Annotated in this window: 12 protein-coding genes; 3 read left to right on the forward strand and 9 right to left on the reverse strand. The window is 60.4% G+C overall.

Annotated elements, in window-relative coordinates:
* Positions 1 to 15: 15 nt before the first annotated feature.
* The 4 genes from ssuC to ssuE all read right to left on the reverse strand — a co-directional run bounded on the left by ssuC (position 16) and on the right by ssuE (position 3,676).
* On the reverse strand, positions 16 to 807 hold the full coding sequence (gene ssuC / locus ACYVIT_RS14490; RefSeq protein ID WP_415805252.1) for an aliphatic sulfonate ABC transporter permease SsuC: 792 nt from the start codon (positions 805 to 807) through the stop codon (positions 16 to 18).
* Complete coding sequence (gene ssuD / locus ACYVIT_RS14495; RefSeq protein WP_415805253.1) at positions 804 to 1,991, reverse strand: FMNH2-dependent alkanesulfonate monooxygenase; 1,188 nt, start codon at positions 1,989 to 1,991, stop codon at positions 804 to 806. Before ssuD ends, ssuC begins: the two co-directional genes overlap by 4 nt.
* A 28-nt stretch (positions 1,992 to 2,019) precedes the next feature.
* Complete coding sequence (locus ACYVIT_RS14500) at positions 2,020 to 2,937, reverse strand: sulfonate ABC transporter substrate-binding protein (protein WP_415805284.1); 918 nt, start codon at positions 2,935 to 2,937, stop codon at positions 2,020 to 2,022.
* Positions 2,938 to 3,091: 154 nt separating this feature from the next.
* Positions 3,092 to 3,676 (reverse strand): NADPH-dependent FMN reductase, encoded by a 585-nt coding sequence (gene ssuE, locus ACYVIT_RS14505; RefSeq protein WP_415805254.1) that lies wholly within the window; start codon positions 3,674 to 3,676, stop codon positions 3,092 to 3,094.
* 202 nt (positions 3,677 to 3,878) lie between these two features.
* Here ssuE and gcvA point away from each other — a divergent pair, with 202 nt between their 5' ends.
* Positions 3,879 to 4,820: a transcriptional regulator GcvA gene (gene gcvA, locus ACYVIT_RS14510; protein WP_415805255.1), complete on the forward strand. Its 942-nt coding sequence runs from the start codon at positions 3,879 to 3,881 to the stop codon at positions 4,818 to 4,820.
* Here gcvA and ACYVIT_RS14515 read toward each other — a convergent pair.
* The 4 genes from ACYVIT_RS14515 to ACYVIT_RS14530 all read right to left on the reverse strand — a co-directional run bounded on the left by ACYVIT_RS14515 (position 4,812) and on the right by ACYVIT_RS14530 (position 10,047).
* Positions 4,812 to 5,696, reverse strand: coding sequence for an alpha/beta fold hydrolase (locus ACYVIT_RS14515; RefSeq protein WP_415805256.1), 885 nt, complete (start codon positions 5,694 to 5,696; stop codon positions 4,812 to 4,814). The two genes, gcvA and ACYVIT_RS14515, sit on opposite strands and share 9 nt — an antisense overlap.
* Before the next feature lie 105 nt (positions 5,697 to 5,801).
* On the reverse strand, positions 5,802 to 7,883 hold the full coding sequence (locus ACYVIT_RS14520) for an acetate--CoA ligase family protein (protein WP_415805257.1): 2,082 nt from the start codon (positions 7,881 to 7,883) through the stop codon (positions 5,802 to 5,804).
* Positions 7,884 to 7,888: 5 nt separating this feature from the next.
* Positions 7,889 to 8,860 (reverse strand): Bug family tripartite tricarboxylate transporter substrate binding protein, encoded by a 972-nt coding sequence (locus ACYVIT_RS14525; RefSeq protein WP_415805258.1) that lies wholly within the window; start codon positions 8,858 to 8,860, stop codon positions 7,889 to 7,891.
* A gap of 26 nt (positions 8,861 to 8,886) precedes the next feature.
* Positions 8,887 to 10,047 carry an acyl-CoA dehydrogenase family protein gene (locus ACYVIT_RS14530; protein WP_415805259.1) on the reverse strand — a complete coding sequence of 387 codons (1,161 nt, stop codon included), beginning with the start codon at positions 10,045 to 10,047 and terminating at the stop codon, positions 8,887 to 8,889.
* A gap of 212 nt (positions 10,048 to 10,259) precedes the next feature.
* Between ACYVIT_RS14530 and ACYVIT_RS14535 the strand changes: the two genes are divergently transcribed.
* Positions 10,260 to 11,603 carry an MmgE/PrpD family protein gene (locus tag ACYVIT_RS14535; RefSeq protein WP_415805260.1) on the forward strand — a complete coding sequence of 448 codons (1,344 nt, stop codon included), beginning with the start codon at positions 10,260 to 10,262 and terminating at the stop codon, positions 11,601 to 11,603.
* A 65-nt stretch (positions 11,604 to 11,668) separates the two neighbouring features.
* On the opposite strand, the gene ACYVIT_RS14540 is transcribed toward ACYVIT_RS14535, so the two are convergent.
* Complete coding sequence (locus tag ACYVIT_RS14540) at positions 11,669 to 12,397, reverse strand: TerC family protein (RefSeq protein WP_415805261.1); 729 nt, start codon at positions 12,395 to 12,397, stop codon at positions 11,669 to 11,671.
* Between the two features lie 228 nt (positions 12,398 to 12,625).
* On the opposite strand from ACYVIT_RS14540, the gene ACYVIT_RS14545 reads away from it, so the two are divergent.
* Entirely contained in the window at positions 12,626 to 13,516 is an 891-nt protein-coding gene (locus ACYVIT_RS14545) for an NAD(P)-dependent oxidoreductase (protein ID WP_415805262.1), read from the forward strand.
* Positions 13,517 to 13,569: the final 53 nt, after the last annotated feature.

The raw sequence follows: 13,569 nt of genomic DNA on the forward strand, positions 1-13,569 counted from the left end.
AAAATACGTGTGATCTCAGGTCGGCCGATAAGCCGGGTTCCAACGCAACAATCGCGTTTCCAGGCCCCGCGCACACCAGTCCGCCACCTTGCCCAACAGCGCATACAGCAAGATACCCAGCAGCACGACGTCAGTCTGCAGGAACTCTCGCGCATTCATCGTCATATAGCCGATCCCCGACTGCGCAGAGATTGTTTCCGTCACGATCAGGATTACCCACACCAGCCCCAAAGCGAAACGCAGTCCTACCAGGATGGACGGTAAAGCCCCCGGCAGTATTACGTCGCGATACAGTGCCCATCCGGACAGCCCATAAGAACGTCCCATCTCGATCAACGCCGGATCCACCGAACGGATGCCATGAAAGGTATTCAGGTACACGGGAAAGAACACGCCCAGTGACAGCAGGGAGAGCTTCGCCGCCTCATCGATACCGAACCACAGAATCACCAGTGGAATCAAGGCCAGCACCGGTATATTGCGGATCATCTGCAGCGTTGTATCCAGCAAGGTCTCGGCTACACGCGAGGCGCCGTTCAACAGTCCCAAGGCCAATCCCAGTCCGCCCCCGAGCAACAACCCCCACAGCGCGCGCAGCGCGCTGATGCGCAGGTGTTCCCACAACTCGCCCGAGACGGCCAATTCCCATCCTGCTTTAGCCACCGACCATGGCGCGGGCAATACCCGTGAGGACAGCCACCCCAATTGTGCAGACCCCTGCCACACAATCAGAATCAACAGTGGCACCAGCCATGGCAGCGCACGGCGACGCCATGCTGACGAGGACAGGAACGACGACGAACTCATGCAGGCACCGTCTGTTTGTTGCCGCGCCCCGGCACAATCTCTGTCGCCATCACTTCGCCAAACGGCCCGCTCAGCAGCCCGCGTGAGGGTTGTGCCACTGCCTTACTTGGCAACAGGGGAAACACCAGCTCCGCAAACCGATACGATTCCTCCAGGTGGGGATAGCCGGACAGGATAAAGGTCTCGATGCCCAGTTCGGCATATTCGCGCATGCGGGCGGCTACCGTTTCCGGACTGCCTACCAATGCGGTTCCCGCACCGCCGCGCACCAGTCCCACGCCTGCCCAGAGATTGGGCGAGATTTCAAGATGCGAGCGGCCGCCTTTTTCGTCGTGCAATTGCCCGCCATGCAGTGCCGCCATGCGGCGCTGCCCTTCGGAATCCATGCGTTGAAACGCGGCCTGCGCGGCAGCTACCGTGTCCTGGTCCAAATGCTGGATCAAGGCATCTGCAGCGGCCCACGCCTCTTCATCCGTTTCACGCACGATCACATGCAGACGAATGCCGAACTTCAGCGTGCGGCCATGCCGGGCAGCGCGACGGCGCATGTCTTCGATCTTGGCAGCCACCGCCTGGGGCGGCTCTCCCCAGGTCAGATAGACATCGAGCTGCTCGGCCGCCAACTCGTGTGCGGCCTCTGACGAGCCGCCGAAATACAGCGGCGGATATGGCTGTTGCACAGGCGGGTAAATGACTTTGCCGCCCTTTGAGACCAAATGATCGCCAGTGTAGTCATACGCCTGACCGTGATGACTGGCCTCAAGAATGCCGCGCCAAATTTTCAGAAAATCCGACGTCACGGCATAACGCTCGTCATGACTGACGAACACACCATCGCCCTCCAGTTCCGAGGGGTCGCCGCCAGTAACCACATTGACCAACAGACGGCCACCCGACATGCGATCAAAAGTTGTCGCCATGCGTGCGGCAAACTGCGGTGAACTGACACCAGGCCGTATCGCCACCAGGAATTTCAGCCGGCGCGTTGCATCGATCAAGCTCGACGCCACCACCCATGCATCTTCGCAAGACCTGCCTGTCGGCAACAAGACCCCGTCATAGCCCAGCGTATCGGCCGCTACGGCGATCTGGCGGAAATAGTCATGACTCGCCGCGCGTGCGCCTTGCGTAGTGCCCAAGTAACGAGAATCGCCATGGGTAGGGATAAACCAGAAAACGTTCATCAGCAAATGGCCTTCATAGATCTATGAGTTAACGTAGCTCGGCTGGCGCGGCCTGCTGCACGTCCAGCTTGCGAGGAATCAGCTTCAGCGCGTAGAACGCGTCGGCGATCTGCTGTTGATGCTGCAAAACCTCGCGCGTCACTGGCGTTACACCGTAGGCCAGGCGTTGCGCCGCGAGCTCTACCACCGGCCGTTCCAGGCCCAATACCGGCTGCAAGAGATCGACTGATTCCTTGGGGTGATCCTTGGCCCACAAATCGCCTTTGCGGATTTCCTCCAGCACGGTTTTAACCACGTCGGGATGCTTATCCAAGTAATCGCGGGACGCGAGAAAGAATTGATAGTTGTTGACTACGCCAGTTCCATCGGCCAATACACGTGCGCCCAACTGTTTCTCCGCTGCGGCCTGGAATGGATCCCAGATGACCCAGGCATCGACCGCACCGCGCTCGAACGCGGCCCGGGCATCGGCCGGCGTCAGGTACGTGACGTTGACGTCCTGGTATGGCACTCCGGCTTTTTCCAATTGCTTGACGAGCAGATAGTGCACATTGGAACCCTTGTTCAAGGCGACTTTCTTGCCTTTGAGATCAGCCACCGATCGGATCGGCGAGTCCTTCTGCACGAGAATGGCCTCGCTCGTCGGAGCCGCCGGCTCGTTGCCGACGTAGATCAACGGTGCTTGCGCCGCCTGCGCAAAAATCGGAGGCGCCTCGCCCACAGTGCCAAAATCAATGGAGCCGACATTCAGGCCCTCGAGCAATTGCGGCCCTGCGGGAAACTCCACCCATTTCACGGCTATGCCCTGTTCACCCAGCTTTTTATCGAGCGAGCCCAGCGCCTTCAGAATGGTCAGGGTGCCATATTTCTGAAAACCAATACGCAAGGTCTTTGCATCCTGCGCCGATGCCGTCGCGCAGGCCAGCATGGCGGCGCTCAATGCCATCACACTCGCGACGGCAAGCCGGGAGAAACGAAACCAACTCAGGAAAGGCAAATGCATCCTGCGCATGGAGATGCTCCTATGTATCAGTCGTTGTGCAGATCGTTATTGCGTGAGGCATTCGGGCGCTGGCTGCATCACAAGCCCCCGCCCTCTCTCAAACACTGAACCTGGCGTTCAATGCCAGATAACCGAGGTCATAACCCTGCGATAACGGCGCCGTCGATACGTGCTTGGCCAAGCGATCGACTGCGGTATCCAGCCGTTCGCGCACGTCATCATCGATCGCGACGTATCCCTGTTGCACCGTCACCTGCCGGTCTGTCGCATAAACGCCAGCCAGAATATGGCGTGCACCCAAGGCCGACAGCACGGGTTTCAAGCTGTATTCCAACGCCAGCAGATGCGCGGTGCTGCCTCCGGTGGCTATCGGCAGCACGATTTTGTCTGCCAGCGCCTTTTCATCCAGCAGATCCAGGATCGCTTTCAGTCCGCCGGCAAACGAGGCCTTATAGACCGGTGTGGAGATCAATAATGCTTGCGCGGCATTGACGCGTTTGCGCAAAGCACTGGCGGCCGATCCGCTGTAGTTGCCCTCGATCAAATCAACGGCAGGCAGATCGCGCAGCCCTAGCTCATCGCTGGCCAAACCGCGCGCTGCCAATCGCTCTGCGGCGTAACGTAACAAGGCCGATGAACGCGAGTTCTGTGAGGGACTGCCGGCCAACGTCAGAATCGTCATGATGGGGACTACCGCTCCGTCTGTATATAACCAGGAATGCGGTCATTCTGGCCTCGTCATGTCAATCTGGAAAATACTTAGTCGATATGTCGTTATGCGTTGTCCATACAGGCTGCCCGCCCCGATCCGGGCCGAGCACAAGGCGCAAAGGTATACTTGAACGTCATTTTTCCCGGCCCGATTGCTCTCACGAATTCCCGCTGTGTCATTGCGTATTCCTCCTCTGAACCCGCTACGGGTTTTCGAAGTCGTTGCCCGGTTGCAAAACCTCACCCTGGCGGCGCAAGAGCTGCACGTCTCGCAATCGGCGGTCAGCCGGCAACTGGCGACGCTGGAGAGTTATCTCGGTGTAGAACTGTTCCGCCGCGAGCATCGAGGCGTGACGCTCACGCGGGCCGGGGCAGCCTACGCCAAGCGTGTCGCACCCGCCTTCGCGGAAATCGCCGCCGCCACGGATGGCCTGCTGCAAAACATGTCGCATCGGGTGCTACGGGTCAGGACGTACACGACATTTACGGCAAAGTGGCTGATCCCGCGGTTAGAGGATTTTCACGCCCGCCATCCCAACATCGAAGTGATCGTGAGCAACGGCGTATCCGAGGTGGACTTCGATCGTGACGCCGCGGACGTGGCGATCCAGTTCGGCCTCGGAGGCTGGCCCAGGGTCAAGGAAGACGTTCTCTTTACCGATGAAATAGAGCCGGTATGCTCGCCCGAGTACTTGGAAAAGAATATGTCCCGGCATGGAAAGCTGGAAGACTTGGTCAAGGGACGCCTTCTGGTCTCCAAATACCGCAAGACCGACTGGACCGACTGGCTGCAAGCCAACGGGCTGTCTGCAGCGGCCGCGAACTCAGAGCGGATGGGGTTCAGCACATCGATCCTGACCTGGCAGGCTGCGCTGGATGGTTTGGGCATCGCGATAGGCCAAAGTGCCTTGTTGCAGACAGAATTCAACAAAGGGCTGCTGGTGCGACCTTTTCGCCGGCCGCTGCAGCGCTCGATGTCGTATTACCTGCTACGCCCGCAGGAACAACGCTTCTCGCGCCGCGTGTCCGTGTTTCGCGATTGGCTGCTCGAGACCGCTGCACGCGAGCGCGAAGCCTTGGCCAACGGCCCGAAAGACCCCCCAAGCCTAGGATAAACGTCCGCTCACCGCCGCTGGCGGCGTGAACCAGCGTATCAACAGTGCGTTGATGTCATCGGCCTGTTCAAACTGCACCCAATGGCCCGAGTCGGCGATGACGTGCCACTCTCTCGATGGATGCCCCTGCGCCAGCATGTGGCCGACGTCGGCGGGTACCGCGGTGACATCGTCCTCACCCCAGGCCATGAGTATCGGTTTGTCGAAATCCGCCAGCACATCCTGCAACGACGATCTGCGCGAAATGGACTTGCTGCGAAAGCGGGTCTTTTCGCAAGAGCGTGCGTGAATCTGCAGCGCCAGGGCGCTCACGGCATGCCGGGACGACAGCATGAACGCTTGCAGGTTTTGCGCATACGCCTCCTCCCGCTCCTTTCCCGTAACGGCCCTCCAGTCTGCCAAGGGGCCCCTGTCTCGACGAGGCCCACCGTGGCCAGCGCTACCCAATAGAGCCAGGCGCTGCAAGCCCGGCAGACGAGGCGCCAACGCGCCCGCGATGGCGCCTCCAAATGAAAACCCCGTCAGGTACAGGGGCGCCGTCCCGACCAATCGGGCCATGCCTTGCTTCAAGGTGTCCAACAGGCGTTCGACCCTATCCGGGTCGTACGGCGGCATCTCAAAATCCTCGGAATCGCCAAAGCCCGGCATGTCCGGGATCAGCACGCGGAAATGCCGCGCCAAGACGTCGATGTTCTTGGCCCAATGCATCCACGAGCCGTGTCCGCCATGAATCAGGACCAAGGCAGGCCCCCTGCCCCATTCCCGCCACACCATTCGACACCCCTGCACATCGAACGCATGACGGATGGCGCTGGCGTCCAGACGATCCAACGCAGCGTCGGCCGCTGCGATATCAGCTGAAGAAAATTCCTGCATTACCGATCTTGTTGACCTCGGTTCATCGTTTGTCTAGGCAACTCGCCCCTTTCGGGATCGAAAAAGGCGCGCACAGTAACGCTGCGCGCCGGGCAACGGCCTCCATCACGCGCGCATAATCAACGCATCCACGGCCATCACGCCTTTGCCTTCGGGCATCACCATCAGCGGATTGACCTCCGCCTCGCGCACAGGCAGATCGGGCGTGACCGCGAGTTTGGACAGGTTCGAAATCGCGACGGCCAACGCGTCCAAATCCCCCTTTTCCTTGCCGCGCAGGCCAGAGACCGTTTTCAACATCTTGACCTCTTCGATCATTTCCTTGGCCGTTTGCACGGAGACCGGGGCCAGACGAATGCTGCGATCGCGCATGACCTCTGCCCAGATACCGCCAGCGGCCAGCATGATGATGGGGCCGGCATCCACGTCCACGCGATAACCGACGAGCACTTCGGTCAGTCCCTTGCGCATCGGCTGCACCAGCACGTCCCGGCAGTCGACGCCGGGAGCCTTCTCGCGCAGATTCTGCTGCAAGGTGGCAAAGGCGCTCGCCAGTTCCTCGGCATTCTTGATGCCCAGCACCACGCCGCCCACTTCGGTTTTATGCGGGATGTGCGCGGAGCAGACCTTGGCTACGACAGGATAATCAAATGGCAAACGGTCGGGCGGGTTGCCCAAAGGATAAGTCGCTGCCGGCGCATGCGGCACATTCAGTTTATCCAGCAACTCATAGGCATCGGCCTCGCTGATCGCCGAGGCGGGCTGCTCGTGATCGAGTTTGACCGTCGCGAACGGTCCTGGCGAACGGCGTGCAAGCACCGAAGCAATGGCATCGGCGCAGGCCTCGGGCGAGCGAAAACACGGAATCCGGGCCGTCGTGAGCTGCGCCAATGCGTTGGGCGCATCGGGCACCAGCATGGCGAGCAAAGGTTTCTCATGGTCCGCGCTATCGATGATAGGCTTGACGGCCAGGTCGGGCTGAAAACGCGCCGACGACCCCACGACGGCGACCACCATGTCAAACTCCGGCGCCTCCAGCATGATGTCCAAGGCCTTTTTCATGACCTCGTATTTGGTCCCGGCCAAGGTGAGATCCACGACTCGCCCCGCGCTGCCGGGCATGCCGGCAGCCTGCAGCTGCGCGACCGTCGCTGCGGACGCAGGCTCTACGATCACGTTGCGCACACCGAGCTGATCGACCACCATGGCGGCGCCGCCGCCGGTTGTCGTCACTACCCCGACGCGCTTGGCCTGCTTGCCCACCAAAGGTAATTTCCGGGCCAAGGGAAACACCTCGAACAGCGTCTCCAGCATTTCCACGCGAACCACGCCCAGGTCCTTCAGGAAGGCATCCGCGATATCGTCTTCGCCGGCCAGAGCGCCGGTATGCGTCGCCGCCATTTCCGCCGCAGCGCTCGACCGGCCGAGCTTGTACGCGACCACGGGCTTGCCGCGTTTTGCCGCCTCGCGAGTAAACGCCTGGATGGCATGGCCATGACGCAAGCTTTCCAGAAACAGCACATACCCCTGGATGGCGGGATCGTCCAACGTCGCCATGCAGATTTCACCGACGCTGAGATCGACCTCGCTGCCTACCGATACCAAGCCCGCAAAGCCCACGCCACGCGCCTTTCCGCGAGACACCAGAGCGCCGATCATGCTGCCGCTATGCGATGCCACAAAGACATTGCCACGCGGCACGTCGGGTTCGGCAAACGCTGCGTTCGCCGTCAGGACCAGGCCGTTACCGGGATTGACGACACCCAGGCTGCTGGGCCCCAGAATGCGCAAGCCGCTCTTTTGGCTGATCTCGCGCAGCGCGGCCTCACGCTCGACACCGTCGGGCCCCGACTCTGAAAATCCAGCCGCCAGGATAGTAACGAGCTTGACGCCCAGGTCCGCGCACTCCTGCACGGCCGGTACTACCGTATCGGTGGGAGACAAAATAAAGACATGCTCGGGCACCTCTGGCAGCGCAGCCAGGCTAGGCCACGCTTTTTCCCCCTGCACCTCGGCACGCTTTGGATTGATCGGATAGATATTGCCTTGAAAGCCGGATCGGCGCAGAAACTGCAGCGGACGCCCGCCCGTCTTTTTGACGTCGTCGGAAGCACCAACGAGTGCAATGCTCTTGGGATACAGCAATGCCTGACAGACGGAGGATGCAGGGGTATTGATCGATGACATAGCCTTTACTTGTCCAGCTTTACGTTTTTGAATTGTTCGTTCCAGTATGCGTCCTCGGCGATCAATTCGGCCTTGAACTCCTCAGGGCTATTGCCAATCAGCATCGCACCTTGCGGCCCCAAGACGTCAGAGAACGCCTTGGTCTTTACCGCTTTTTCGAGGACGGCGGCAAGCTTGTTCACGATGGGTTTGGGTGTCCCGGCAGGCGCCAATAGTGCATTCCAAGAATCAGATTTCATTTCAGGAATACCGAGTTCGGCGAAGGTCGGCACATCAGGCAATTCCGGCAGACGCTTCGGGCCGGCGATTGCCAACGGATGCACAGTGCCAGCCACCAGTGCCGGCATTGCGCCCGTGGCCGTCATGAACGCGACGTCGATGTTCCCCGCGATCAAGTCGTTCATGGCGCCAGCGCCGCCACCGTATGGAATATGGGCCATCTCGATCCCGGTCAATGCCTGCAATTTCAGCATCGCCATGTGCTGCGTGCCACCGGCGCCCGTCGAACCGTAGTTGAGCTTGCCTGGCTCTTGCTTTGCCAGTGCTTCGAACGCTTTGTAGTCCTTGACCGACAGCTTGTTGGTCGCGGCCAGCACACCCGGCGCGGAGGATATCTTTGAAATGGGTTCGAAACTCTCGACGGGATCGAATTTTTGCATCGGGTAGGTGAACTTGTTCATGACCAGGGGTGAGGCCGCGAACAGTAATGTATAACCATCCGGCTTGGCCGAGGCTACCGACTCCGATGCAATATTGCTCGTGGCGCCGGGTCTGTTCTCTACGACAAAAGCGCCCTTGAGTTCATCCTGCAAGGCCTTTGCCACCAAGCGAGCCACCACGTCGGTCGGGCCGCCAGGTTGGAATCCAACCACGATTTTCACCGCTCGATTGGGATAGACATCGTCTTCGGCACGTACGGTGCCAGCCCAGCTCATCATGCCTACAGTCGCCAAGGTGGCGCAAATCAAACTACGCATACTGTCTCCTTCCACTCTTTTGATGTTCAGGCTTTGGGCTTGGGCGGACGCTGGGAGAACGATTTCCCGAACACGCCTTCCGCGATGCGGTTTTTGAGCATCTCGATAGAGCCCCCTGCGATCATCCAGCCGCGAATGCGGCGTACGCAGTACTCGACCAAGGCCTCCTGGCTAAAGCCCATCCCGCCCATGACCTGCAATGCCTCGTTGGCCGCGAACCAGCCCGCTTCGTTGCAGGCCAGTTTGGCCATGGCAGTGCTTTGTGCAGACGGCAACCCGTGCTCGCCCTCCAAGGCCGCGCGATACAAGAGCAATTGCGCCTGTTCCAAACGCATCCACATGTCCGCGAATTTCCATTGCAATCCCTGGAATTCACACAGTTCGCGGCCAAACTGTTTGCGTGTGAGCGCGTGCTCGCGCGCGATATTGAACGCGTGACGGCCTAGCGCCAGAGATCGAGAAGCGTTACCCAAGCGTTCCACGTTGAAACCCGAGATCTGTTTCTTGAACCCGCCAGGCCCCAGGAGCACGTTCCTGGCCGGGATACGCGCGTCCTCAAAGTACAGCTGCGACCACTGTTCACCGTTCATGAACGAGGCCGGTTTACCCACCGTAAAACCCGGCGTGCCACGTTCGACCAGCACCGAGCCAATGCCATCGAGGCCGGGGCCAAAGCGCACATAGACCAGGAACAATTCGGCTTCCGGACTGTGCGTAGAGAAAATCTTGCTGCCGTTGATCAGGTAATCGTCGCCATCCTGACGCGCGGAAGTCTTCAACTCCGTCACGGCCGAGCCCGCGTCCGGCTCGGTCATTCCCAGCGAAATCAGTTTGCGCCCCCCTAACAGGTCGGGAAGAAACCGTTCTTTCTGCTCGGGGGTGGCGTATTCAACAAAGGTCCGGATGGGGCCGAAATTGCCGGCCTGTACGATGTCGGCGCTCTTGGGGCAGACCAGCGCGACCTCCTGGATCGCCAATACCGCATGCATCAGCGAGCCGCCCTGGCCACCATCCTCCTCCGGGAACGCGATGCCCAGCAACCCCTGCTCTGCCAACATCTGAGCGGTTTCCCACGGGTATTCCGGCGAATGCGCGCGCTCCAGCGCGCCTGCGGCCAGGCGATCCTGGGCAAAACGCCGTACCGAGTCGGCAAAAGCCCGATGTTCCTCGTTTAATTCAAAATCCATCTCTTACTCCTGCGGTGGATGTGTCGATGGATGAATCATCGCCGGCCTGGCCCGTCGAGAAAACTTCGTATTGCGCCCATTGCCATGACAAAAAGTCATTGCAAAGGTGGCGTTGATATGATCAAAGCGCATGACAACGCGCAAAATAAACAGTGGTGAAATCGCGCCGCTGGATAGACCATATCGTCTACTGCCGCACACTCAGGAAAGCAATGACTGCACTAGAAATCTTTGCCGCCTTTGGCGCCAGCCTGCGCAACGAGAACCTGACCGAGGATGTTTTGCACCACGCCAAACGCGCGGTCGTGGATTGGTACGCCTCTCTGCTGCCCGGTGCGGTGCTCCCGCCCGCGACCCTGTTGGAACAAGCGTACGCAGAAGACATCGGACGGGGACCGTCCCGCCTCGCGCTAGGCCAGTCCGCCACCTCTCGCGCCGCGGCGCTCATCAACGGCACCGCAGCGCATACCGCCGAAGTCGACGACATTTTCAAAGACGCGATCTACCACCCTGGCGCACCGACCATTGCCGCCGCGCTGGCCGCGGCGCAGGAGATGGGCGCCAGCGGCCGCGATTTTCTCCGTGCCGTGGTCGTGGGTTACGAGGTTTCCACACGCATTGGCGCAGCACTGGGACGGACTCACTACAAGTTCTGGCACAACACGGGAACAGTCGGGACCTTTGGCGCCGCGGCTGCGGCCAGCAGCCTGTATGGCCTGGAATCCCGGCAGTTCACCCACGCGCTGGCCACCGCCGCCACCTTTGCCAGCGGACTGCAACAGGCGTTCCGAATGGACTCCATGTCCAAGCCGCTGCATTCAGGCCGTGCTGCCGAAGGCGGCCTGGCTGCCGCTCAGATGGCGCGTGCCGGGGTCACTGGCTCGCTGGACGTGCTCGACGGGGCCGCAGGCCTGGGGCACGCCATGAGCAACGGCCCGGACTGGCAGCCTTTCCTGGCAACGCTGGGCGAGACCTTCAATATCACGCGCATGACCTTTAAGAATCATGCGTGTTGCGGCCATACGTTCTCGCCCATCGACGCCGCGTTAGTCTTGAAAGACCGGCTTCGGGCCGCGCCGGATGACATTGAGCAGATCGACGTGCACACCTATGCCCCGGCATTGGACGTAGCCGGTAACCCCGCCCCTCAAACCGCGGCCGAGGCGCGTTTCAGCATTCCCTTTGTTGTTGCCTCTGCCGTGCTGTATGGCAGCGTGCGGCTGGCGGCCTTTGACGATGCACGTCTGAAAGACCCTGCCCTGCGCCAGCTGATGTCGCGAATCCGCCTGCATGTGGAGCCCACGCTCGATGGCCTGTTTCCGGGCCAGCGTGCCGCGCGGGTCGATATGCGCCTGACCAACGGTACGCAGGACGCCTATCTGCAGCCTCACCGTAAAGGCGATCCGGAACTGCCGCTGAGCGATGCGGATCTGAGCGGCAAGTTCAATGAATTGGTGGCGCCCGTCCTCGGACAGGAACGTGCCAGCGAGCTATTGCGCAAGCTGTGGTCGCTGGAACAGGCCGCTCGGCTCGACCTCGAGGCAGCGCTGCGCTAAATGACTGTGGGAGGCTCAGCTTTGCAGCTGGCCTCCCACAGTGGCTAACACACTAGATGATGTGATCAGCTCTCTTGGCTGCTGACTTGCGGCGCCGCGCTATTGGCTTTTTTACGAGCCGCGAACATGCGGCCCAGGCCCACCACCAGCAACGCACCGATGACTTCTGCCGCGACCTTGACCGTGCCGGAGACTTCGCCGAACTGCTCGACCACAACCACGTCCGTCACCAGCATGCCACCCGCGATCCAGCCCAGCAAGGCCGCGCCGAACGTGACGACCAGCGGATAACGGTCGATCAGCTTCAGCACCAGCGTGCTGCCCCAGATGATGATGGGTACGCTCACCACCAGGCCAAAGATCACCAGACCGATCTGATGCGCCGGATCAGCCATTTGGGCCGCGCCTGCAATCGCGATCACGTTGTCCAGGCTCATCACGAAGTCAGCCACGATGATGGTCTTGACTGCGGCCCACACCGAGACGCCACCCTTGATATTGCCATGGGCGTCTTCCTCGGGGATCAACAGTTTGACACCCACCCACAACAGCAGCAGCGCGCCGATGATCTTCAGGTAAGGAATCGTCAACAGGGTCAACGCAAACGCGATCAGCACTACCCGCAGGCCGATAGCCCCGGCGGTGCCCCACAAAATACCCTGCATGCGCTGTTTCGGCGGCAGGTTGCGGCAGGCCAGTGCGATAACCACGGCATTGTCGCCACCCAGGAGGATGTCGATAAGAATGATCTGAAACACTGCGGCCCAGCTAAGGGTCTGCAAAAACTCGAGCATGCAATCTCCGTGTTGGTATGAATCGTCAAAGCGTTGTTTTAGCATTTCTTACAGCAACCTGAACATAACCTGACCGCATTTCTTACAAAAAACTTAAATTTTCGTAACTTGTATGATCGGTATTCCGTCATTTACCCTGTTCGGAACACACTACCGTTCTGTCACCATTTTTGCCGTCTGGCCGTCCTCGGCAAAAGCATCAGGGCTTTTTGTTAAGTGAAATCGTTGATGAATACCGGGAAAGACACTGTAGGCATGATCGGCGTCGGCCTCATGGGCCACGGCATTGCCAGCAATATCGTCAAACATGGCTACCCCTTGGTCCTGTTGGATCACCCCGGCAACCAGCCGGTTGACGGACTCCTGGCCGCAGGTGCGGCCAAAGTCGCCAGCCCGGCGCAGGTCGCCCGGCAGTCCAATGTCGTCATCCTGTGCGTCACTGGCACGCCGCAGATCGAAGACGTCTTGTTCAGTCCCGATGGCCTGCTGCAGGGATTGCGGCCTGGCACCATCGTGATCGATTGCTCGACGGCCATTCCCTCCTCGACGGTGCGCATTGCTCAGGCAGTCAACGAAGCCGGCGGCCTGTTTCTGGACGCCCCCATGACGCGCACGCCCAAAGAGGCAGCCGAGGGCCGCCTGAATCTGCTCGTAGGGGGTGACAGAGCCCTGTTCGACCGCTGCCTGCCGCTGCTGCGTTGCTATGCCGAGAACATCAGCTATGTCGGCCCGACCGGATCCGGCCACCGCATGAAACTGATCCATAACTATGTCTCGCTCGGGTGCGCCGCGGTCATCGCCGAGGCGGCTGCCTGCGCCCAACGCGCCGGCATCGAGGCCCCCGTATTGGTGGATATCCTCGCCAAAGGCGGCGGCGGTGGCGTAGCGTTGGAACGCCTGCGCCCGTTTATCGAATCCGGCGACGATTCGGGCCTGCGGTTTTCCTTGTCCAACGCACACAAGGACCTGGGTTATTACACCACCATGGCCGGCGAAGCCGGCGCTGCCCATGGCGCCGCCGACGCGATCGAGCAGCTATTCAAACAGGGTGCACAAAACACGCCGCCGCAGACCACGCTGCCTCATCTGGTGGCGCTGCTTGCGGAGGATAAGCCGTAAACCGCAAAACGATCTGCAATCCGCGGCCATCATCGCGGCCCTGCCCTAGTCCA

This window comes from Bordetella muralis, from assembly GCF_054781015.1.

What these genes read in the sequence shown, in the direction of transcription:
- ssuD (WP_415805253.1), bottom strand. Translation starts at nt 1,991, where the DNA reads ATGAACGTTTTCTGGTTTATCCCTACCCATGGCGATTCTCGTTACTTG.
- ACYVIT_RS14540 (WP_415805261.1), bottom strand. Translation starts at nt 12,397, where the DNA reads ATGCTCGAGTTTTTGCAGACCCTTAGCTGGGCCGCAGTGTTTCAGATC.
- ACYVIT_RS14500 (WP_415805284.1), bottom strand. Translation starts at nt 2,937, where the DNA reads ATGGCATTGAGCGCCGCCATGCTGGCCTGCGCGACGGCATCGGCGCAG.
- ACYVIT_RS14530 (WP_415805259.1), bottom strand. Translation starts at nt 10,047, where the DNA reads ATGGATTTTGAATTAAACGAGGAACATCGGGCTTTTGCCGACTCGGTA.
- ACYVIT_RS14535 (WP_415805260.1), top strand. Translation starts at nt 10,260, where the DNA reads ATGACTGCACTAGAAATCTTTGCCGCCTTTGGCGCCAGCCTGCGCAAC.
- ssuE (WP_415805254.1), bottom strand. Translation starts at nt 3,676, where the DNA reads ATGACGATTCTGACGTTGGCCGGCAGTCCCTCACAGAACTCGCGTTCA.
- ACYVIT_RS14515 (WP_415805256.1), bottom strand. Translation starts at nt 5,696, where the DNA reads ATGCAGGAATTTTCTTCAGCTGATATCGCAGCGGCCGACGCTGCGTTG.
- ACYVIT_RS14545 (WP_415805262.1), top strand. Translation starts at nt 12,626, where the DNA reads ATGAATACCGGGAAAGACACTGTAGGCATGATCGGCGTCGGCCTCATG.
- ACYVIT_RS14520 (WP_415805257.1), bottom strand. Translation starts at nt 7,883, where the DNA reads ATGTCATCGATCAATACCCCTGCATCCTCCGTCTGTCAGGCATTGCTG.
- ACYVIT_RS14525 (WP_415805258.1), bottom strand. Translation starts at nt 8,860, where the DNA reads ATGCGTAGTTTGATTTGCGCCACCTTGGCGACTGTAGGCATGATGAGC.
- ssuC (WP_415805252.1), bottom strand. Translation starts at nt 807, where the DNA reads ATGAGTTCGTCGTCGTTCCTGTCCTCGTCAGCATGGCGTCGCCGTGCG.